Origin of the sequence: Aeromonas sp. PI_26 (assembly GCF_027854445.1) — a bacterium.
Taxonomy (GTDB): domain Bacteria; phylum Pseudomonadota; class Gammaproteobacteria; order Enterobacterales; family Aeromonadaceae; genus Aeromonas; species Aeromonas veronii.
Window position 1 is genome coordinate 22,677 of the sequence record NZ_JAJNOE010000027.1, and the last position, 20,856, is coordinate 43,532.

The window sequence follows — 20,856 nt, forward strand, 5'->3', positions numbered from 1 at the left end:
GAATCTACTCATACCTCGCCGCTTCCCAGGCGTGTATCGCCTGTTTACGGGTCTCGCCCCAGTGATAGCCGCCGAGTTTGCCGTTTTGCTGAATGACTCTGTGGCAGGGGATCATCAAGGCGACGGGGTTGGCGCCCACCGCCAACCCCACGGCGCGGGCGGCCTTGGGATTGCCGACGGCGCTCGCCACCTGGGCGTAGCTCGCCACCTTGGCGGGCGGGATCTGCAGCAGCGCCCGCCAGACGCTGATCTGAAAGTTGGTGCCGCTCACGTGCAAGGAGATGGGGCGATCCGGCGCCTTGCTACCATCGAACATGGTGTTGATGACCCCTTGGGTGCGTGATGGCGCTTCTTGCAACGTTGCCGCAGGCCAGTGCTGGGCGAGGGCGGCCAGCGGCGCCTCTGGGGCCTTGTCATCGAGAAACGAGAAGTTGCACACCCCCCGTGGTGTCAGGGCGACGAATGCTTGACCGAAGGGGGTGTCGTGCACCCCGTGATCGATAACCAGCCCGGCCCCGCGCTGTTTGTACTCGCCCGGCGTCACCGCTTCGAGTTGCACGAAGTGATCGTAGAGCCGCGAGCCGCTGCTAAGGCCCAGGGTATCGGCCACCTCAAGCAGCGGGCGCGACTCCAGCAGCAGCGCCTTGGCCCGCTCCAGGGTCAGCACCTGCAGATAGCGTTTGGGCGTCACTCCGGCCCAACGGCTGAACAGCCGCTGAAAGTGAAAGGGACTTAAGTGAACGTGCGCCGCTATCTCGTCCAGAGTGGGCTGGCGTTCCACCTGACTTGCGATAAAACGGATGGCATCGGCGATGCGGGCGTAATCAGACATAAGGCGCTCTCACGATAAGTTTGCGGTCGCAGGGTGTTGGGGGCGACAAGGTCATGTGCGACAAATTGATACCCCACCATCTGCCAGCAGGGCAATGCCGGTGGTAAAACTGGATGCATCGGACGCGAGATAGAGGGCCGAACGGGCGATCTCCTCCGGTTGGGCCAGCCGTTTGAGGGCATGTATATTCTGCACAAAGGCGAGGCTCTCTGGCGTATTGGCAAAAGCCCGTCCTATGGGGGTGTCGGTGCCCCCCGGCAGCAGGGCGTTGACCCGAATCCCTTGTGCCCCATACTCGGCAGCCAGCACCCGGGTCAGACCGATGAGGCCCGCCTTGCTCGCCGCATAGGCCGCCATGCCGGGCAGCCCCAGGGTATGGCCGACAAAGGTGGAGGTAAAGATAAGCGAGCCGCCGCCGCGCGCCTGCATGGCGGGGATCTGGTACTTGGCCCCCACAAAGGCGCTGGTGAGATTGGTATCCAGCGTTTCTTGCCACTGCGTCAGCTCAAGCTGCTCTACGCTGCCCGGCGTGCCAGTGGTACCGGCGTTGTTGAAGGCGATATCGAGCCCGCCGAAACGGGTTAGCGCGAGCTCCACCAGATCGCGGGCGTAACTCTCGCTTTTCACATCTCCCGCCAGACTCACCGCCTGGCCCCCCTCATGGCGGATCTCCTCCACCAGCAGATCCAGCTCGGGCTGGCGGCGGGCGCCGACGACGACACTTGCTCCCTCCCGGGCAAACAGGATGGCGCTGGCGCGACCGATGCCGGAGCTGGCGCCGGTGATGATGGCGACCTTGTTGGACAGTAATGACATGGCAGTTCCCTCGCTGAGTGTGTTGTGCGCCAGATTTAGAGGCGCACAAGGTTGGCAGTAGATTAGAACCCCAATAGGTTCCAACCGACTTGGGTTTGGCCCCCACTATGGCAACCACTCCTCGCTGAAACGACCCGAATCTTGCTCTCTTTGTTCCGAAGTCGTTTTGCTACATGTCGATACAGGCCTTCGCGGCAACAAAAGGGGAGAACTGCGCCCCGAATTCTTTATAATGCCCCCCTTTAAAATCGCCGGACCCGAGTTCGGCGCGCGTTGATGGTCGCTGTGCCATCAGGCAGATCATCAGGATTGAGAAACGGTTATGCATACTCTGGAACAGCTGCGCGCAGGTGAACTGTGCGGTGCCCGCCATCTGAAGCTTTGTGAAAACCTGACGGAGTTCCCCCTCGAGATTTTGAGCCTGAAAGAGACGCTGGAGGTGCTGGATTTGACCGGCAACCAGCTAAGCACGCTCCCCGACGAGCTGGCCGGGTTTGGCAAACTGCGCATCATCTTCTGCTCCGAGAACCGCTTTACCGAGCTGCCCGAGGTGCTGGGGCGCTGTCCGGCGCTCACCATGGTGGGCTTTAAGGCCAACCGGATTGCTACCGTCTCGGCCAGGGCGCTGCCTGCGGGGTTGCGCTGGCTGATCCTGACCGACAATGCGGTGGAACAGTTGCCCGATGAGCTGGGCCAGTGCGACGCTCTGCAAAAGCTGATGCTGGCGGGCAACCGCCTGCGTGAGCTGCCGACGAGCCTTGCCAACTGCCGCAAGCTGGAGCTGCTGCGTATCGCCGCCAACCGCATCGAGCGCTTCCCCGAGTGGCTGCTCTCGCTGCCGCGCCTTTCCTGGCTTGCCTACTCCGGCAACCCCTTTAGCGAAGGGGCGGAGGCGCGGGCCATCGATGATGCCCATGTCGCTCCCCTTGCCTGGGAGACGCTGGCGCTGGGCGAGCTGCTGGGGCAGGGAGCATCCGGCGTTATCCATCGCGCCACCCTTGTGGGCAATCCTGCCGATGAAGTGACTCAGGCGAGCGGCAGAACCGATGCCAGTCAGGTGGCGGTCAAGCTGTTCAAGGGGGCGGTGACCAGCGATGGACTGCCTCGCTGTGAGATGGCGGCGTCGCTGGCAGCAGGCAGTCATCCCAACCTTATCAAGGTGATAGGCAAGGTGGCGGATCACCCCTCCGGCATTCTGGCGCTGGTAATGGAGCTGATCGACCCGGCCTTTGCCAATCTGGCCGGGCCGCCGAGCCTGGACTCCTGCACCCGGGATGTCTATCCCGCAGGGTTGCGCCTGAGTGTGCCGGATGCGCTGGCGATGGCCCACGGCATCGCCTCGGTGGCGGGCCATCTACACCGCGCGGGCATCATGCACGGGGACCTCTACGGCCACAATATTCTGTTTACCCGCGGGCCTGACGCGCCGGCTCACGCCCTGCTGGGGGATTTTGGTGCCGCCTCTTTGTATGAGCGCAGCAACCGCGAGCGGGCCGTGGGCCTTGAGCGACTGGAAGTGCGCGCCTTTGGTTGCCTGCTGGAGGAGCTGCTGGCCCATTGCGATACGCAAGACTCACCGCTCGATGGGTTGCATCAGCTCAAAGCGGCCTGCCTCTCGGAACTCCCCGCCGATCGTCCCGATTTTACTTATATCGAGCTTCAGCTGGCGGCTGCTCGCGCCACGCTGTCGTGATTTTTCTGGCGTTGGCAGGCACGTTTTGGCCTGCCAATGTCATTCCATTCATTGATTCATTCATTGCCATACTCCCATGACGTTTTTGCATGGATTGGTATGCTTTGCCCGTTATAAACGCAGCCAATTGCGATCATTGCGACAGCGAGGCGCGCGGCAAGGGGACGTCACGCCATTCGCCCGATAACACGCAGAGGCTGTGCGGCAAAAAGGGGAGGACAGAGGGTTGCGCGGTGCCGGTTAAGTTGTGATATTGAGGCATCTTTAGTACAGAAGGGTAATAACGATGGAAGCTGCGTTTTGGCATCAGCGTTGGGAAGAGAACCGGATTGGCTTTCATCAGGCGGACTTCAACCACTGGCTGCAATCCTGGTGGTCAGCCCAGCAAGCGGACGAGCCGGTGCTGGTTCCCCTGTGCGGCAAGTCCCGCGACATGCTCTGGCTGAGCGCTCAGGGCCATCCGGTCGACGGTTTCGAGCTATCGAGCCTTGCCGTCAGCCAGTTCTTCAGTGAAAACCAGCTCGCCGCGACCGTGAGCGAGGTGGGCCCTTATCAGTGCCATCAGGTAGACAGCCTGCGCATTTTTCAGGGGGATTTTTTCGCAGCCCCGAGTCTGGGTCGCCGTTACCGGCTGGTCTATGACCGTGCGGCGCTGATCGCCCTGCCGACCGCGATGCGCCGCCAGTATGCAGCCCTGATCAGTTCGCTGGTCGAGACCGGTGGCCAGATCCTGCTGGTGACCCTCGAATATCAGCCGGAGCAGCAGAGTCAGCCCCCCTTCTCGGTGGGTGAGATGGAGGTGCGAGCGCTGTTCGAACGGGACTTTCGTATCGAGGTGCTGGGGCGCGCCGCCGAGGTGGATCACCCGCGGGTGTTGTCGGGCCAGCTCTCCTACTTCGATGAGGTGGCCTACCGGCTGGTTCGCCGAGGTTAACGGGCAGCTAACGGGCGGCCAAGCCAAAGAGTGATCTGCGCCGACAAATCATCAGGCTACGCGCTCTTCGCTACCTCCTTTGACGTAGATCAACGTGATTGGCGGGGGGAGTGCCTAATATGAGGCTGTTTCTCAATCACTGTTGGCATTGCAAAGCGAGTATCGGGTCTTTCCCGCTTGCTGATCAGCAACTCAGTGTCTGATTTTCACGCTCATGTTCACTTTTGGCGGCTTTGGTCGCAATTGTTATGGTTTTTCCAGCCGACCCTGATGGGTCGGCTTTTTATTGCCTGCGATTTGCCGTGGGAAGGAAAAACGGGGGATGTCGAGGCCTGATCAGGCTTCGAAGGTGGCGGCATTGAGCCGAAATGCCCGTGGATCGTCGATAAACTGGCCGGTGATCCGCTCGTCATGTTCGTGCCCCTGACCATAGCTGCAGAGGATCAGCCGATCGGAGGTGCGCGAACGCAGTTGGGTGATAAAGCGCACCAGATCGGCGCGGCTCAACTTGCCCACCTCGTCGCAGACCCGCTCCCGCTGATCGAACCCCAGATCCTTGTTGCCGATGCTGACCCACAGCCGCTGGCCGCGACTGCGCAGATTGGCATCCCGCTCGCTCAGCTGGGCTTGCAGCCCCGCCTTGCTCTCCTGCCACTGCTGTTCGGTGAATTCGAGCATGGCCAGTGGGAAGAGGTCGATAAACTCCTCCACCGCATCGAGCAGGATCTGCGGTCCCGCCACCGGCGACTGGATATAGAAGATCAGCCCCGGGTGGCGATTGAGGGGCAGGTTGCCAGCGCCCACCACATACCCCAGTTGCTGGCGGGTGCGCAGCTCGTGGAAGAAGGTGGAGGACATGATGTGGTTCGCCAGGGTAAAGCAGGCGAGATCTCGCGCCCGGGTGGTGCGGGACTGGTAGTAGACTAGGAGCGCCGAGTCTTCGTGATCGCAACCCTGTTCGCGAATAAGGGTGCCCCTGTCCTGAATGGAGATGAGCGGGCGGCGGGTCTCGCCGCTCGGCTTGCTGCTGGTGCCATTGATGTCGCTCAGGTGACGCTCCATCAGGGCGGCCAGCTCCAGCGCTTCGGCGGCAGTCCAGTCGCCATGCACCAGCGCCTCGACATGCACCTCGCCAAACAGCTGGGCCACGAAGCCGGGCATCTCCTCCAGCTCGACGGTGCGCAGGTGGCGCAGCAACTGCTCGAACGGCGGGTTGTTCGGTTGCAGCAAACTGGTGAGCTGGTTAAAGAGCTGGGAGATGGGGCGCGCCTTGGACTGGTTGTCCCAGTTGCGGATGAGCTGCTCCTTGATCTCGGCGAAGCGGCCCGGATCCGGATACCCCAGGGTGCGGTTGCCGAGGATCATGTCGAGCAACAGCGGCTGCTTGTCGGCAAAACCGCTCAGGTTGATGGTAAAGCCCCCCTGATGGGCATAGATCTGATAGCCCAGCCCCGCCAGCTCCGCCGGATAGGTGAGGGCGTTGAGGTGGTCGGCCAACAGCTCCACGGCGAGGCGCGCCATGGCGATATTGCGCGGATTTTTGACCGCATGTTCGCTGTCGATGGAGATATAGAGATTGCCCTTGGGCACGCTGAACAGGTGCTCATGAAGGTGCCAGAGGCGAAAACCGGGGCGATCGATAAGGCAGGCGGGCATATCGGCGGCAAGCTCTGGCGTGCGCGGATCGAGCCTACTGCTGATAAAGGGGTTGGGCTTGGGTAGCGCCAGCGCCGGATCCGGTTCGCTCTGCTGCCAGCGAATTTTCTCGGCCTCGGTAATGGTTGCCACGCTGTAGGGGGTCTGATACCAGCGGGCCAGCCGATCGGTTGCCACTTCCGGCGCAGTGATGGTGATACGCAGGTTGTGCGGGGTGAGCTTGGCGAGGAAGCGGCGGATCAGCCCCTCGTCATATTTGCGCATCATGTAGTCGCCGTAGAGCAGATCCTCAGGTTTGTAGCTAAAGAGGTTGAGCACCAGCCCCGACACCGTATCGAGGGGGCGGCCGCGCTCCTGAAAACGGAACGCCGATTCGAGCACGGTCCGTTTTTCGTCGTAGCGCCAGCTCTGCAGCCCTTCGCGGCCAATCAGTTTCAGATAGCCAAACAGGGCGGCGAGGATGTCGTCCACATGCTCAAGGCCCAGAGGTGTGAGGCCGAAGTTGACGCCAAAATCCTTGAAGTTGGCGCCGCTTATGCCACCGCCCGCCGAGAGCTGATTGACCCAGCCTTTCGCCTTGAGCAGGGAGAGCAGGCTGCCATCCCCCTCGTAGCCAATCAGATGGCTCAGGAAGGTGAGGGGCTTTTTGTCGTAAAACTCGTCCACATTGGGCAGGGGGAAGCAGAGCGACAGCTTGCGGGTCTCCTTGACCGGATTGATGTGGATGCGCACGCCGAGATCGTCGAGTCGGTAGAGCGGCATGGTGAGGGTCGGGGTTCCCAAATTGCGATTCAAAATGGGAGCAAAGTAGCGACAGCACCACTGCAACTGGGTATCGATGGATTCCGGCGAGATCATCACCAGCGCCATGCGATCCGCGCTGTAGTGGCTTTCGTAAAAACGGATAAGGTCGGAGCGCAGATCCCGTCCCGGCAGATCGGCCAGGGTATCGAGGTTGCCCACAGAGAATTTGGAGAAGGGGTGCGCCGGGTTGACCGTCTCTTTATGCACCTGATAGCTGCGGCGCATGTCGTCCTGCAGCTTGAGGCGATACTCGGAGTCGACCGCGTTGCGCTCCTTGTCCACCCACTCCGGATCAAAGGTGGGGCAGATAAAGAACTGGGAGAAGCGATCCAGCCCCGCTTCGAAGAAGCCGTTGTCGATCTCGAAGAAGAAGTTGGTGAACTCGGTGCCGGTCCAGGCGTTGTTGCTGCCGCCATGACGGCTCATAAATTGCTGGTACTCACCAGGTTTGGGGTAGGTGCAGGTGCCGAGAAACAGCATGTGCTCCAGAAAATGGGCCATTCCCTGCCGGTCGGCGGGATCGTCAAAATGGCCGGTATTGACCGCCAGCGAGGCGGCAGATTTGTCTGTGTCGGGATCACAAATCAACAAGACCCTGAGCCGGTTGGCCAGCTCCAGAAAATGGTATTGCCGATGGTCATTGGGACTGGCATATGGGCTCATTGGCGTGTGACTCACGTTGGATTTATTTGAATTTAAACATGATTATCGACCCCGCTATCCCGTCAGGCAAACCCTTTTCTGAGAGGTAGCGCAATTGTTTCCACACCCGTGGCGGGGTAAGATCCCCCGGCTATCAAAACAGGCCCGTTGGGCGAGGTTGTAATGAAGATCTATATCATGCGTCATGGCCAGGCTGGCATGAATGCGAAAACAGATGAACAGCGTCCATTGACCGAGCAGGGTATTGAAGAGTCTATCCAGATGGCCCGCTGGCTGGCGCCTCAGCTGATTGGCCCGCTGGATCGGGTGATCCACAGCAACTATCTGCGGGCACGCCAGACCTGGCAAGCCATATGCAGTGAATTACCTGACGCAGCAGCCGTTGAAGAGAGTGGCGACATTACCCCGTACGGTGATCCCGCTTTCGTGGCCAGCTACCTCACCACTTTGGCGCAGCAACATGACCAGATCCTGATGGTCAGCCATCTGCCGCTGGTGGGTTATCTGGTGCAAAGCCTCTGCCCGGCAGCAGGAGCACCCATGTTCGCCACCTCGGGGATCGCTTGTATCGAGTGGCACGATGGCAAAGGAGCCTTGCTCTGGCTCGAAGGGCCGCATACAATAGGCTAAAAGTTAATAAAAAGTTATAGATTGAATTTTTTGGGAAGAGATGGGCGAGTTTTCCGGATTTTTATAAATATTTTACGGAATTAATTCGCAGAAGCTGCTGTCATACGGATACAACTGCAAGAGGTTGCAAACGATGAGAGTGTTCAAGAAGTACCTGCCACTGATGGTGGCAAAGCATGTCAAAACCTTCTTTAAAGGTCGGATTTACATCCATGGTCGGGGACGGTTTGATTTCCAATCCGGTTTGTTGCTGATGCCGAATCCGGCGGATATTCCCCACCGCCAGACAGTCACCGAGGTCAACGAGCTGATCTCCAGACTGCACATGGATGCCGCGTGATGCGCTTCTGAACCTGTTTCTGCACTGATATGCCCGCACTTTTGCGGGCATATTTGTTTCTGGCGACTGGCGTTCACCATGTGGCTGTTCAGGCCCACACCTTTGTTTCTCTCCCATCGCCCCCTATACTGGCCCGCTGTTGTCTCTTCGGTCTGGCTCCTCTCATGCCCCTTGCCTTTCTGTTTCCCTTCTCCTGCATTGCCATTTGGGCTGGCAATGGCATCGTCAGTAAACTGGCGGTTGGTGTTTTGTCTCCTGCAGCCTTGGCCTGGTCGCGCTGGGTGGTGGCTGCGCTGGTATTAAGCCCGTTTCTGGCCCGTCGGGTATGGCGTGCGCGTGTCCGCCTGCGCGCTGGCCTTTGGCAGATCTCCATGCTGGCTTCGCTGGGCATGGTGCTTAACCAGACTTTTGGTTACTACGCGGCGCAAACGCTGGGTGCCACCGAGATGGGGTTGATGATGGGTCTGACGCCGCTGCTGACCGTGTTGTTCAGCATCTGGCTGCTGCGCGAGCGGCCCACCTGGGGCTCTGTGCTGGGGGCGCTGCTTTCCATCCTTGGCTTGTCTATCTTGCTGGGGCAGGGGGACCCGACCCGGCTGTTTACCCAAGGCATTCATATCGGCTCTGTCTATATGCTGATTTCGGCGGGTACTTATGCCCTTTACAGCGTGCTGCTCAAGAAGTGGGATCTGGGGCTCGACAACTGGTCGCTGCTCTACGGTCAGGTGATCTGCAGTGTGGTGATCCTGACCCCCTTCTTTTTTCTGGTGGATGGCCAGTGGCCGGATGGTCGGGCCCTGTGGCTTATCCTCTATGCCGGTATCCCCACCTCGGCGCTCTCGCCCTGGCTCTGGATGCAGGGTATCGCCCTGCTCGGCGCCAACCGTACCGCCATCTTTATGAACCTGCTGCCGGTGATGACGGCTGGCCTTGCCATCACCCTGCTGGGTGAGCGGTTGACCAGCTATCACCTGATCGGGGGCGGTCTGACCCTGCTGGGTGTCTTGCTGGCACAGCTGCTGGTGCGTCCGGTGGTGATGGGTCGTCGCCGGGTGGTGCTGGCACCCTGTCCCGAAGAGTAATCTTGCGTGAAAGTGTAAGTGGGCCCAATGGCCCGCTTGGCCGCCAATGAAAAGCGCCTGCAGCAATGCAGGCGCTTTTTTATGGTTACATCTTCCTAGCTGGTTACTGGGCAACCAGATAGAGCTCCTTGCTGTAGACCACATCCTGCGGGTTAAGGTGGGGGTAGCCTTTCACGAAAGGCTTGAGCAACCTGGATTTGACCGAGAAATAGATAGGGGCGATGGGGGCATCCGCATCAATGAGCGCCTCTGCCTGTTGATACAGGGCATTGCGTTCAGCGGGATCCAGCGAGTCGTGGGCCTTGGCCAGCAGGGCGTCATACTCCTTGTTGAACCACTTGCCGCTGTTGGCACTGCTGCTGGAGGTCATTATGTCGAGGAAGGTGGAGGCATCGTTATAATCCCCGTTCCAGCCATAGCGGCTAACGCCAAAATCCCCCTCGTTGAGTGCCGAGACCATGGTCTTCCACTCCATGTTGTTGAGGGTGGCGGTGACCCCCAGGTTGTGTTTCCACATGGAGGAGACGGCCAGCGCAATCTTTTTGTGGCTCTCGTTGGTGTTGTAGAGAATGTCCACTGTGAGTGGCTTGTCCGGGCCATATCCCGCTTCGGCTAACAGGGCTTTGGCTTGCTTGATCCGCTCTTCTTTGCTCTGCAGTTGGCTGGCCGGTTTTTTCAATTCAAAACCGTCCACAATGGGGGGCGTGAAGCTATATGCGGCAATTTGTCCCTGTCCCAGGATCTTGTCGGTGATGGTCTCCCGGTCGATGGCGAGCGAGAGCGCCTTGCGTACTTTCGGGTCATCGAACGGTTTGCGCTGGGTATTGAAGACATAGTAATAGCTGGCCAGTGTGGGGACGCTGACCAGTTCTTCCGGGCTCTTGCTCTTGAGCTGCTTGTACTGCTCCAGCGGATAAGTGGTGTAGTGCAGTTCACCGGTGCGATAGCGGTTGTAGGCGGCGGTTTCGGAGACGATCTCCAGATAGATCACCTTGTTCAGGACGGTGTGCTGGTTGTTCCAGTAGTGGGTATTGCGCTCGGCACTCAGCCGCTCGTTGGGAGTCCACTCCTTGAGTACAAAGGCACCGTTGGAGACGATATTGCCCGGTTTGACCCAATCCTTGCCGAATTTTTCAATGGTGGCCTTGGGGGCCGGGAACGTGGTGTAGTGGGCCAGCGTCTTCAGGAAGAAGGGGACCGGATTTTTCAGGGTGACCTGCAGGGTGTGGTCATCGAGCGCCTTGATCCCGAGCTCTGACGGGCTCTTCTTGCCCTGGGTCACCTCGCTTGCATTGACCACTCCGGTCAACTCGATAAACCAGGCGTAGTTGGAGGCCGTCTTGGGATCGGCCGCCCGTTGCCAGCCGTAGACATAATCAGCGGCGGTGACCGGTTCACCGTTTGACCACTTGGCCTCGGGCCTCAGCTTGAAGGTGTAGACGGTACCTGTCTTGTCGACCTCGTAGCTGACGGCGCCTGCTGGTTTGATCTTGCCGGTATTATCCAGCTCATAGAGCCCTTCAAACAGATCGTTGACGATGGCACTACCGGCGGTCTCTTCTACCAGCTGGGGGTCGATGGTGGTGGGTTCGGTGCCGATATTGGTCACGTAGATTTGTTGGGCATCCGGCAGCAGCTTGGTACCGGCAGGCACCTGGGCAGCCCAGGCGGGAAGGGCAAACAGTCCGGCTACCATGCCGGCAATGAGAGTCTTGTTCATTGATAATCCTTGAGTTTTATTTGCTTCCAAAGCGAAATCAGTGTGCTGGATTGGCGATCGGATCTCAAGAGGCAATGGCTGAGGGATCGGCAGGCCCATCAGACTCCATTTTTAATGGTCCAAGGCCAGTCAGCTCATGGCTTGTCGCAGGTTATTGCCACGAATTAAGGGTCCGGAAGTTATCGATTGAAACCGAATAAAAAGCGTCTTTTACCATAACGTGAGGCGAAATAGCCTATTTAATAGGCCGCTTAATTCGCTGCAAAAACAAAAAACAGACGTTACATTAGGTTACAAATCAAGGCCGCCGGTGATCGGCATTTTTTTTGCTGACGCCTGCAAACGTTTTCAATGCCAACGGATGCGATCTAAAGGAACAAAAATGCGAAACATGATCACCATGGGTGAGTTCATCGTCAAAAAGCAGGCGGATTATCCTACCGCGACCGGCGAGCTGACCTCGTTGCTCAGCTCGATCCGCCTTGCTGCCAAGGTGGTGAACCGGGAGATCAACAAGGCGGGACTGGCGGATATCATCGGTTCCATGGGCGCTGAAAACGTACAGGGCGAGGTGCAGCAGAAGCTGGATGTTTATGCCAACGAACGCTTCAAGGCGGCGCTGGAAGCGCGCGGCGAGGTGTGCGGCATGGCCTCGGAAGAGGAAGAGGACTTCGTGGCCTTTGACTCGCCACTCTCCAAAAACTCCAAGTATGTGGTGCTGATCGACCCGCTCGATGGCTCCTCCAATATCGACGTCAACGTCTCGGTCGGAACCATCTTCTCCATCTACCGCCGTTTGAGCCCGCAGGGTTCGCCGGTGACCCTGGAGGACTTCCTGCAACCGGGCAACCGTCAGGTCGCCGCCGGTTATGTGGTCTACGGCTCCTCCACCATGCTGGTCTACACTACCGGCTTTGGCGTCAACGGCTTTACCTACGACCCCTCCATCGGTTGCTTCTGCCTCTCCCACGAGAACATCCGCATTCCGGAAGAGGGCAAGATCTACTCCATCAACGAGGGCAACTACATCAAGTTTCCGGATGGGGTGAAGAAGTACCTGAAATATTGCCAGGAGCGCGACGAGGCGACCCACAGACCTTACACCTCTCGTTATATCGGCTCCCTGGTTTCCGATTTCCATCGCAACCTGCTCAAGGGCGGCATCTACATCTATCCGTCCGGCACCAACTCGCCGAACGGCAAGCTGCGCCTGCTCTATGAGTGCAACCCGATGGCGTTTCTGGTGGAGCAGGCTGGTGGCAAGGCCTCCGACGGCTTTGGCCGCATCATGGATATCCAGCCCACCGCGCTGCACCAGCGTACCCCTTACTTTGTTGGCTCGACCAAGATGGTGGAGCGCGCCGAAGCCTTTATGCGGGAATTTTCCGCCCATGAGGATCCAGCCAACCAGGGCTGAACGTACGCAGTAGTCAGATAGCAAATAAAAAACGGGAGCCGATATGGCTCCCGTTTTAGTTGGCATTATCTCTCTGGCTTGCCGCCAGCGTTGCAGAGACTCACAGGCTGTTGTTGGCCAGATCAGCCAGCAAACCATCCACCAGTGTCAGGCGCATGGCGCGATCCTGGGTCGGCACCTGGAAGCGCAGCCGGGTCGGCCCGTCCATCTTGTAGACCCGTGGCTGGCTGGAGAGCAGCTTGACCAGATAGGCCGGATTGACCTTGGTCTCCTGGGTGAAGTCGAGATAGCCACCGCGCTCGCTCATCTCCACCCGGCGAATGCCAAGGGCGGTGGCACGCTGGCGGAAGGCGGCCAGCTCCAGCAGGGTTTTGGTCGCCTCCGGCAAGAGGCCAAAGCGGTCGATCAGCTCCACTTTCAGCTCGCGCAGCTCCTGCTCGTCCGCCGCACTGGCGATCCGTTTGTACATGGAGAGGCGCATATTGACGTCCGGAATATAGTCATCCGGCAGCAGTGCCGGCAGGCGCAGCTCCACCTCGGTGTGCTGGCTCATCAGCTGCTCGAGCGATGGCTCCTTGCCCGATTTCAGCGCCTCGACCGCCTGCTCCAGCATCTCCATGTAGAGGGTGAAGCCGACCGATTCGATCTGGCCGCTCTGATCATCGCCAAGCAGTTCGCCCGCGCCACGGATCTCCAGATCGTGGGTGGCCAGCGCAAAACCGGCGCCGAGATCTTCAAGCGACGCGATCGCCTCCAGCCGCTTGGCCGCATCCTTGGTCATCAGCTTGGGATGGGGGGTGAGCAGGTAGGCATAGGCCTGATGGTGGGAGCGGCCAACCCGGCCCCGCAGCTGGTGCAGCTGGGCCAGACCGAGATGATCCGCCCGATCCATGATGATGGTGTTGGCGCTCGGTACGTCGATGCCGGTCTCGATGATGGTGGTGCAGACCAAGAGGTTGAAGCGCTGATGGTAGAAGTCGGACATGATCCGCTCAAGGTCGCGCTCGCGCATCTGGCCGTGGGCGATGCCGATGCGGGCCTCGGGTACCAGCTCCGCCAGGTCGGCGGCGCACTTCTCGATGCTCTCGACGTCGTTGTGCAGGTAGTAGACCTGGCCGCCACGTTTGAGTTCACGCAGCACCGCCTCGCGCACCACCGCCGGTTCGTGCTGGCGGACAAAGGTCTTGATGGCGAGTCGCTTGGCGGGTGGAGTCGCGATGATGGAGAGATCCCGCATGCCGGACATCGCCATATTGAGGGTGCGCGGAATAGGGGTGGCGGTGAGGGTGAGGATATCCACATCGGCCCGCAGCGCCTTGATCTTCTCCTTCTGGCGCACCCCGAATCTGTGCTCTTCATCGACGATGAGCAGCCCCAGATCCTTGAAAGTGAGCTCGGAGCCGAGCAGCTTGTGGGTGCCGATGATGATATCCACCTTGCCTTCGGCCAATTCCTTCATCACAGCGCTCTGCTCCTTGGCGGAACGGAAGCGGCTCAGCACCTCGACCCGCACCGGCCAGTTGGCAAAGCGATCGCGGAAGTTGTCGTAGTGCTGTTGCGCCAGCAGGGTGGTGGGCACCAGCACGGCAACCTGCTTGCCGCCGTGCACGGCCACAAACGCCGCCCGCATCGCCACTTCGGTCTTGCCGAAACCCACATCGCCACACACCAGCCGATCCATGCTCTTGGCCTGACACATGTCCCCCAGCACCGCATTGATGGCGTTGAGTTGATCCTCGGTCTCCTCGAACGGGAAGCTGGCGGCAAACTGGCGATAGGCCTCTTTGTCGTGCTTGAAGGCAAAACCGTCGCGAGCGGCGCGATGAGCGTAGACATCCAGCAACTCGGCTGCCACGTCGCGCACCTTCTCCGCCGCCTTGCGCCGCGCCTTGCTCCAGGCTTCGCCGCCGAGCTTGTGGCTGGGCGGGTTATCAGAACCGGTGTAGCGGCTGATAAGGTGCAAACTGGTGACCGGCACGAACAGCTTGTCGCCGCCGGCATATTCGAGGGTCAAAAACTCGGTGGGCAGACCACCGGCGTCGATGGTTTCGAGCCCCAGATAGCGGCCGACCCCGTGATCCAGATGGACCACCGGCTGACCCTGGGTCAGCTCGCCCAGGTTTCTGATCACCGCATCGGAGCTTAAGTTTTTGCTCTTCTCCCGCGCCCGCTTGCTGCGCACTTTGCCGCCCAGCAGCTCGGTCTCGGTGATCAGCGCCAGTGGATCCTGACCTGCCTCCTGCCACAGGAAGCCACGCTCAAGCGGTGCCACCAGCAGGCCGTGTCGATCCGGGCTCGCCATAAAGGCGTCGAGAGAGGGGAATTCCTTGGGTTGCAGTGAGATACGCGCCAGCAGATCGCCGAGTACCTCCCGTCGCCCTTCGGATTCCACCGCAAACAGGGTGCGCCCGGCAAAGCCTTGCAGGAACTGGTTAAGCGCCAGCAGGGGTTGCTCATTGCTGTGATCGAGTTGCAGGTCCGGCAGCGCCTCGATGGGCAGATCGTGCTGACCGGCATCGCCCGCGGTGGCGGCCTCTTGCAGCCGCACCGCGCCATATTGGCCCAGAGAGGCAAAGAGCTGCTCCACCGGCAGATAGAGCTGGGCCGGGGGTAGCAGGGGGCGAGTGTTGTCCCAGCGTCTGTCTTCATAGCGCTGGCCGATATCGTTCCAGAAACGCTGGGCGGCGGGGTAGATGTCCCCCACGGTGAGCAGCAGGGTCTCTTCCGGCAGGTAGTCAAACAGGCTGGCGGTCTGGTTGAAGAAGAGCGGCAGATAGTATTCGATGCCGGCGGGCCAGCGCCCCTTGCTTACCTCCTGATAGACGGAGCCCTCGGCCCGCGACAGCTCGAACTGCTCGCGGAACTGGCCGCGAAACAGTTCGATGGCCGCCTCGTCGGTAGGGTATTCCCGGGCGGGCAGCAGGCTGACCGTCTTGACCGGTTCGCTGGAGCGCTGGGTCTCGGGATCGAATGGGCGGATGGAGTCCACTTCATCGTCGAAGAAGTCGATGCGATAGGGGCTGCTACTGCCCATGGGGAAGAGATCGAGCAGGGAGCCGCGGGCGGCAAATTCGCCATGTTCCAACACCTGATCCACCGCCACGTAACCCGCTTCGGCGAGGCGCCCGCGCAACTGTTGCAGGTTGAGGCGCTGACCGGCCTTCACCATCAGGCTGTATTTGTCGAGATAGACCCGGGGGGCGCAGCGCAGCATCAGGGTGGAGATGGGGACAATCAGCACCCCCTTGCTCATCTGCGGCAGCTTGTAGAGAGTCTCGAGCCGCTGGGAGATGATGTCCTGATGGGGGGAGAAGGTGTCGTAGGGCAGGGTCTCCCAATCGGGGAACAGCAATACTGGCGCGGACTGATCGGCTAGCTGCTTGTCTGTCAGCAAATACTGCAGCTCCTGCTCCAGGCGCAGGGCGCTCGGGGTATCGGCGGTGATAAGCAGTACCGGCCCCTTGGCTTCATTGGTGAGACGGGCTGCAATCAGCGAGAGGCTGCTGCCGACCAGCTGGCCGAGCGTGATCTTTTGGCCCGCTTTGGCGGGCAAGGCGGGGAGTGTCATTGGCATGGTTCGATTCTTTTAACGTTGACGTTATCTATCGCTGACGTTCGCTCTGGTTAGCGCTGACGTTCTTGGGCGCGCAGCTTGAGCTGCTTCGATTGCACGTGGAGGCTGGCTCGAACCAGCAGTTCACGGTCATCTTCGCGGATCCGCACATAGTCGAGCTGCACATGGGTGCCATGTTCACCGCCGTCGAGCTGTTTGACCTGGCCATAGCAGTAGATGGCGGCTGCCTCTTCCCGCAGGAAGATCTTGAGGCGGACGATCTGGTGCAGGTGCGGCGCATCCCCGTGGCCATGATAGGGGTGCAGGTAGGTGAGCTCACCAGCGCCAAAGCGCAGGGTGTGGAAGCGCTGCTCGGGGTGATCCTGCATGGAGAGCACATAGCCCATGATCATGTCGATCTTGCGCGACTGCTGATTGACGATCTCGACCAGATCGTGCATCGATTCGTTCTGATTGCGCAGCAGCCGGCTGGTCACCATGTCGATGGAGGTGATGGCCGAGGAGATGCGAAAAGGCTCCGGCAGCTCAGCGTCCAGCTCCGTGAGCGAAGGGAGATGGAAGTCTGCCGGCATGGGGATCACATTGACCGGCATGGCATGAGTAACGCTGAAGAACTGTTCCTGCATGGAGGCTATCCCTTGTTGTCATGGACGGTTTCCCTTTATTATCCGGTATCTTATTTTGTTGGCAACGTACATATCCTTGAAGACCGGACTTTTTCAGCCCCTTTCGCTGGCCATCGGCCTGCGTTATGCAGGCTCGAAGCGCAGCAATCGCTTCGTCTCATTTATCTCCCTGTTCTCTACCTTTGGCATCGCCATCGGGGTTGCCGCCCTGATGGTGGTCATTTCGGTGATGAACGGTTTCGAAGGGCAGCTCAAAGGGCGCATCCTCGGGGTGATCCCCCATGTGGTGGTGACCAATCAGGCTGGCCGCATTGATGCAGACCCGCAAGGGTTGCCGGATCTGGCCAAATTACCCCATGTGGTTGCCTCTGCCCCCATGCTCGACAGCGAAGGAATGCTGCAAAGCCCCGGCCAGCTGACCGGGGTGAGTGTGCAGGGGATCGACCCTGCAAAGTGGCCCAAGGATGACATCCTGCACTCCCAGATGCTGGGGGGGCACCTCGATACCCTGCAGGCTGGCCACTACCGCATCGTGCTGGGGCAGGGGGTGGCACGTCGTCTCAATGTCTCCATCGGCGATCAGGTTCGCCTGATCCTGACCGAGGGGACCCGCTTCACTCCGTTTGGTCGGGTACCGGCCCAGCGCCTCTTTACCGTCTCCGGCATCTTCGGGGTCGGCGCCGATGTGGATAACCAGATTGCGCTGATCGCGCTTGGGGATGCCCAGCGGCTGCTGCGTCTGCCGCCAGAAACCGTCGGTGGCATTCGCCTCTGGCTCGATGATCCCTTTGCCGCTGACGAGGTGATCAAGACGCCGTTGCCGGATGGGCTGCTGTGGCAGGATTGGCGCCGCGAGCGGGGCGAGCTGTTCCAGGCGGTCGCCATGGAAAAACGGATGATGGGGCTGATGCTGGTGCTGATCATCGCCGTCGCTACTTTCAACATCCTCTCCGCTCTGGTGATGGTGGTGACGGACAAGGAGGGCGAAGTGGCCATCCTGCGCACCATGGGCATGAGTGAATCAGGGATCGTTAAAATCTTCATGGTGCTCGGCGCCTCCAGCGGGGTGATTGGCGCTCTGTTTGGCGGACTGGCGGGCCTTGCGCTCTCTTTGGGTCTCAACCATCTGCTCAATGCGGTGGGGCTCAACCTCTATATGGCGGCGGGTGGCAGTGGCCTGCCGGTCATTGTCGAGCCGGCTCAGGTCATCACCATCTTGCTGGGCGCCGTGTTGCTGAGCTTCAGTGCCACCCTCTATCCGGCGGCCCGCGCCGCGCGGGTGAAACCGGCCGAGGCGCTGCGTTATGAGTAATGCCGTGATTAATGCATCTTCTGTTGTGACTGGTGCCCCCGTAGTTGCGGGTGCCAGCGTTGTTACCGAGGCAAGTGGAGCCCCTGTTATGAATGAAGCCGTATCCCGTGAACCTCTGCTGCGCTGCCAGGCGCTCAACCATGTCTATAAAGAGGGGGAGCTGGAGACTCAGGTGCTCAAGGGGATCGATCTCTGCGTCGCACCCGGTGAAATGCTGGCGGTGGTGGGGAGCTCCGGCTCCGGCAAGACCACTCTGCTGCATCTGATGGGGGCGCTGGACAACCCCTCCAGTGGCGCCGTGCTGTTCAAGGGGGAAGATATTCACCACTGGGACAGCCGTACCCAGGCCCGTTTTCGCAACCGCGAACTGGGCTTTGTCTATCAGTTCCACCACCTGCTCTCCGAGTTCAGTGCGCTGGAAAATGCGGCCATGCCGCTGCTGATCGCCGGTGAGTCGGTGGCGGTTGCCACCGAAAAGGCAACCAAGATGCTGGGGCGGGTGGGGCTCTCCCATCGCTTGAATCACCGTCCCTCCGAGCTCTCCGGTGGCGAACGTCAGCGGGTGGCGATCGCCCGAGCGCTGGTCAACGAACCGAGTCTGGTGCTGGCGGACGAACCCACCGGCAATCTGGATCACGCCAGTGCCACCGCGGTGTACGAATTGCTGTGTGAACTGAACCGTGAACTGGGCACTGCGTTTGTGGTGGTGACCCACGACCTGAGCTTGGCGGCCAAGCTCCATCGCCGGGTGACCCTGGTGAGCGGCGTGATGGCGGAGGTTGCCTGATGTTCAAACCGCTGCCCCTCTTTCTGGGCCTGCGTTACAGCCGCTCCCGCCGTCGCAACGGGTTTATCGCCTTTATCTCTGCCTCTTCCCTGATCGGTATTGCCCTCGGGGTGATGGCGCTGATCCTGGGCCTCTCCGCCATGAACGGTTTCGAGCGGGAGCTTAAAGATCGGGTGCTCTCGGTCGTGCCGCAAGGTGAACTGGACGCCGTCGAGCGGCCGCTGCCAGATTGGCCACGTTTGCGTGACTACCTGCTGGCTCAGCCGGGCGTTGAGGCGGCAGCCCCGGTCATTCGCCTCAATGGCCTGCTGGAGCATGGCTCTGCCCTCAAGGGGGTGCAACTGCGCGCCGTGCTGCCCGATCTTGAAGCCAATCTGTCGGATGCGGGCAAATACATGACGGGCCGTGGCCTGCGTGAGCTGCAACCGGGTGAACGTGGGGTGATCTTGGGTAAGACCATCGCCGACAAGCTGGGGGTCAAGGTGGGGGACTCGGTTGCCCTGCTGCTGCCGCAAGGGGGCGATCAGGCCGGGATCAAGAATCCCCGCCGCGAAGCCTTGACTGTGGTGGGGCTGCTGGAGATCGGCGGTCAGCTCGACGGCCTGCTCGGCTTTATGCATCTGGCCGATGCGCAAGCGATCACCGGCATGGGCAGCGATGTGGAGGGCTTCAGCCTGCGGGTGAGCGATGTGCTCAAGGCGCAATCCATCACCGTAGCCGCGGCGCAGCAGTTCCCTCATCATGTTTACATCCGCAGCTGGATGAACAGCCAGGGCTACCTCTATCAGGACATCCAGATGGTGCGTACCGTCATGTATGTGGTGATGCTGATGGTGGTGGCCGTCGCCTGTTTCAACATCGTCTCCACTCTGGTGATGGCGGTGAACGAGAAGCGCAGCGAGATCGCCATCCTGAAGACCATGGGGGCGAGCCCCGGCCAGATCCGGCTTACCTTCGTCATTCAGGGCATGGTCAACGGCGTGGCCGGTGCGCTGCTCGGTGCACTGCTGGGCGGGCTGCTTTCGAGCAAGCTGACCCAGATCCTGAGCGTTGTCGAAAAGCTCATCGGCCATCGCTTCCTCAATCCGGATATCTACTTTATCGACTTCTTGCCGACCGAGTTGCATATGCAGGACCTGCTCATCGTGACGGGCGCCGCCATCCTGATGAGTCTGGTGGCGACCCTCTATCCCGCCTGGCGGGCGAGCGGTCTGGTACCCTCCCGCGAGCTGGGTCACTGATGCGCCACATCTGATCAGACGATAAAGAACGAAGGGCCCGCCGGTGCAAACCGGCGGGCCCTTCTGTTTTCAGCTCGAGTGACTTGTCTTAGTGTGTGTTCAGCTCATCGAGCGGCAGGGAGAAGCTGGCCACGAAGGTGTCGATAAAGTAGCGCATCTCATCGCTCATCCGCGCTTCCAGCATCGCTTCGAGGCGTTTGCGAGCCGGTTCAAACTCCCGATTGCCAGCATTAATCTCTTCGAGGCACTTGGTATAGGCGCAGAGGGTATCGGCATCCTTGACCAGCCTGGCCAGCTCGCCATCTTGGGCTGCCGAATCGAGCAGCGGGCGAAAATCCTCTACCAGTTCCGGCGGCAGCATGCCGAGCAGACGCTGCTCGGCGGCCAGTTCTATCTTCTTGTACTCGCGGGCGATCTCGGGATTGAAGTATTTGACCGGGGTGGGTAGATCGCCGGTCAGCACCTCACTGCTGTCGTGGTAGAGGGCCATCACGGCGGCGCGGTCGGCATTCACGCTGCCGCCAAACAGCCGGTTTTTGATGATGCCGAGGGCATGGGCCACCATGGCGACCTGCAGGCTGTGCTCGGCGATGTTTTCCGGCTGGATGTTGCGCATCAGGGGCCAGCGGTAGATGAGTTTCATGCGGGCGAGATTGGCGAAAAAGTGGCTGGGTAACATGACGGCCTCAACAAAAGATGTCTAGTCCTTAAATAGGTTTACACATTTTA

At 60.1% G+C, this 20,856-nt stretch carries 16 protein-coding genes; 9 read left to right on the forward strand and 7 right to left on the reverse strand.

Annotated features, from left to right (window positions below; all coding sequences use genetic code 11):
- Positions 1-4 precede the first annotated feature (4 nt).
- A complete protein-coding gene (locus LRL22_RS19840; RefSeq protein ID WP_270906193.1) occupies positions 5-832 on the reverse strand; it encodes a bifunctional transcriptional activator/DNA repair enzyme AdaA in 828 nt (275 codons plus the stop codon).
- A 51-nt stretch (positions 833-883) separates the two neighbouring features.
- Entirely contained in the window at positions 884-1,648 is a 765-nt protein-coding gene (locus tag LRL22_RS19845) for an SDR family oxidoreductase (RefSeq protein WP_270906194.1), read from the reverse strand.
- A gap of 322 nt (positions 1,649-1,970) precedes the next feature.
- On the opposite strand from LRL22_RS19845, the gene LRL22_RS19850 reads away from it, so the two are divergent.
- Entirely contained in the window at positions 1,971-3,341 is a 1,371-nt protein-coding gene (locus LRL22_RS19850; protein WP_270906195.1) for a leucine-rich repeat-containing protein kinase family protein, read from the forward strand.
- A gap of 286 nt (positions 3,342-3,627) precedes the next feature.
- Positions 3,628-4,275, forward strand: a complete 648-nt coding sequence (locus LRL22_RS19855; protein ID WP_005337003.1) for a thiopurine S-methyltransferase — start codon at positions 3,628-3,630, stop codon at positions 4,273-4,275.
- A 336-nt stretch (positions 4,276-4,611) separates the two neighbouring features.
- On the opposite strand, the gene LRL22_RS19860 is transcribed toward LRL22_RS19855, so the two are convergent.
- Entirely contained in the window at positions 4,612-7,398 is a 2,787-nt protein-coding gene (locus tag LRL22_RS19860; protein WP_270906196.1) for an insulinase family protein, read from the reverse strand.
- A 162-nt stretch (positions 7,399-7,560) separates the two neighbouring features.
- On the opposite strand from LRL22_RS19860, the gene sixA reads away from it, so the two are divergent.
- The 3 genes from sixA to LRL22_RS19875 all read left to right on the forward strand — a co-directional run bounded on the left by sixA (position 7,561) and on the right by LRL22_RS19875 (position 9,450).
- On the forward strand, positions 7,561-8,028 hold the full coding sequence (gene sixA, locus LRL22_RS19865) for a phosphohistidine phosphatase SixA (protein WP_005351311.1): 468 nt from the start codon (positions 7,561-7,563) through the stop codon (positions 8,026-8,028).
- Positions 8,029-8,161: 133 nt separating this feature from the next.
- Complete coding sequence (locus tag LRL22_RS19870) at positions 8,162-8,368, forward strand: DUF1107 domain-containing protein (RefSeq protein ID WP_005336998.1); 207 nt, start codon at positions 8,162-8,164, stop codon at positions 8,366-8,368.
- A gap of 164 nt (positions 8,369-8,532) precedes the next feature.
- On the forward strand, positions 8,533-9,450 hold the full coding sequence (locus tag LRL22_RS19875; protein WP_270906197.1) for a DMT family transporter: 918 nt from the start codon (positions 8,533-8,535) through the stop codon (positions 9,448-9,450).
- 103 nt (positions 9,451-9,553) lie between these two features.
- On the opposite strand, the gene LRL22_RS19880 is transcribed toward LRL22_RS19875, so the two are convergent.
- On the reverse strand, positions 9,554-11,170 hold the full coding sequence (locus LRL22_RS19880) for a peptide ABC transporter substrate-binding protein (protein WP_124929635.1): 1,617 nt from the start codon (positions 11,168-11,170) through the stop codon (positions 9,554-9,556).
- Positions 11,171-11,552: 382 nt separating this feature from the next.
- Here LRL22_RS19880 and fbp point away from each other — a divergent pair, with 382 nt between their 5' ends.
- Complete coding sequence (gene fbp / locus LRL22_RS19885; protein ID WP_005336993.1) at positions 11,553-12,587, forward strand: class 1 fructose-bisphosphatase; 1,035 nt, start codon at positions 11,553-11,555, stop codon at positions 12,585-12,587.
- A 100-nt stretch (positions 12,588-12,687) separates the two neighbouring features.
- Here the strand turns inward: fbp and mfd are convergent, their stop codons facing one another.
- On the reverse strand, positions 12,688-16,155 hold the full coding sequence (gene mfd, locus LRL22_RS19890) for a transcription-repair coupling factor (protein WP_270906201.1): 3,468 nt from the start codon (positions 16,153-16,155) through the stop codon (positions 12,688-12,690).
- 56 nt (positions 16,156-16,211) lie between these two features.
- The gene (locus tag LRL22_RS19895) at positions 16,212-16,787 is read right to left on the reverse strand and encodes a PilZ domain-containing protein (RefSeq protein WP_270906198.1); all 576 of its coding nucleotides are present in this window, start codon (positions 16,785-16,787) and stop codon (positions 16,212-16,214) included.
- A gap of 76 nt (positions 16,788-16,863) precedes the next feature.
- On the opposite strand from LRL22_RS19895, the gene LRL22_RS19900 reads away from it, so the two are divergent.
- The 3 genes from LRL22_RS19900 to lolE all read left to right on the forward strand — a co-directional run bounded on the left by LRL22_RS19900 (position 16,864) and on the right by lolE (position 20,127).
- Positions 16,864-18,099, forward strand: a complete 1,236-nt coding sequence (locus LRL22_RS19900; protein ID WP_270906199.1) for a lipoprotein-releasing ABC transporter permease subunit — start codon at positions 16,864-16,866, stop codon at positions 18,097-18,099.
- Between the two features lie 88 nt (positions 18,100-18,187).
- Complete coding sequence (gene lolD / locus LRL22_RS19905; RefSeq protein ID WP_005336988.1) at positions 18,188-18,886, forward strand: lipoprotein-releasing ABC transporter ATP-binding protein LolD; 699 nt, start codon at positions 18,188-18,190, stop codon at positions 18,884-18,886.
- Positions 18,886-20,127, forward strand: a complete 1,242-nt coding sequence (gene lolE / locus LRL22_RS19910) for a lipoprotein-releasing ABC transporter permease subunit LolE (protein ID WP_005345089.1) — start codon at positions 18,886-18,888, stop codon at positions 20,125-20,127. Before lolD ends, lolE begins: the two co-directional genes overlap by 1 nt.
- Positions 20,128-20,215: 88 nt before the next feature.
- Here the strand turns inward: lolE and yfbR are convergent, their stop codons facing one another.
- Positions 20,216-20,806 carry a 5'-deoxynucleotidase gene (gene yfbR / locus LRL22_RS19915; protein ID WP_270906200.1) on the reverse strand — a complete coding sequence of 197 codons (591 nt, stop codon included), beginning with the start codon at positions 20,804-20,806 and terminating at the stop codon, positions 20,216-20,218.
- Positions 20,807-20,856: the final 50 nt, after the last annotated feature.

Excerpts from the sequence above, each read along its gene's own strand:
- LRL22_RS19880 (WP_124929635.1), bottom strand. The coding sequence starts at position 11,170 with ATGAACAAGACTCTCATTGCCGGCATGGTAGCCGGACTGTTTGCCCTT.
- LRL22_RS19875 (WP_270906197.1), top strand. The coding sequence starts at position 8,533 with ATGCCCCTTGCCTTTCTGTTTCCCTTCTCCTGCATTGCCATTTGGGCT.
- lolD (WP_005336988.1), top strand. The coding sequence starts at position 18,188 with ATGAATGAAGCCGTATCCCGTGAACCTCTGCTGCGCTGCCAGGCGCTC.
- sixA (WP_005351311.1), top strand. The coding sequence starts at position 7,561 with ATGAAGATCTATATCATGCGTCATGGCCAGGCTGGCATGAATGCGAAA.
- LRL22_RS19860 (WP_270906196.1), bottom strand. The coding sequence starts at position 7,398 with ATGAGCCCATATGCCAGTCCCAATGACCATCGGCAATACCATTTTCTG.
- yfbR (WP_270906200.1), bottom strand. The coding sequence starts at position 20,806 with ATGTTACCCAGCCACTTTTTCGCCAATCTCGCCCGCATGAAACTCATC.
- LRL22_RS19870 (WP_005336998.1), top strand. The coding sequence starts at position 8,162 with ATGAGAGTGTTCAAGAAGTACCTGCCACTGATGGTGGCAAAGCATGTC.
- LRL22_RS19855 (WP_005337003.1), top strand. The coding sequence starts at position 3,628 with ATGGAAGCTGCGTTTTGGCATCAGCGTTGGGAAGAGAACCGGATTGGC.
- LRL22_RS19850 (WP_270906195.1), top strand. The coding sequence starts at position 1,971 with ATGCATACTCTGGAACAGCTGCGCGCAGGTGAACTGTGCGGTGCCCGC.
- LRL22_RS19840 (WP_270906193.1), bottom strand. The coding sequence starts at position 832 with ATGTCTGATTACGCCCGCATCGCCGATGCCATCCGTTTTATCGCAAGT.
- lolE (WP_005345089.1), top strand. The coding sequence starts at position 18,886 with ATGTTCAAACCGCTGCCCCTCTTTCTGGGCCTGCGTTACAGCCGCTCC.
- LRL22_RS19895 (WP_270906198.1), bottom strand. The coding sequence starts at position 16,787 with ATGCAGGAACAGTTCTTCAGCGTTACTCATGCCATGCCGGTCAATGTG.
- mfd (WP_270906201.1), bottom strand. The coding sequence starts at position 16,155 with ATGACACTCCCCGCCTTGCCCGCCAAAGCGGGCCAAAAGATCACGCTC.
- fbp (WP_005336993.1), top strand. The coding sequence starts at position 11,553 with ATGCGAAACATGATCACCATGGGTGAGTTCATCGTCAAAAAGCAGGCG.
- LRL22_RS19845 (WP_270906194.1), bottom strand. The coding sequence starts at position 1,648 with ATGTCATTACTGTCCAACAAGGTCGCCATCATCACCGGCGCCAGCTCC.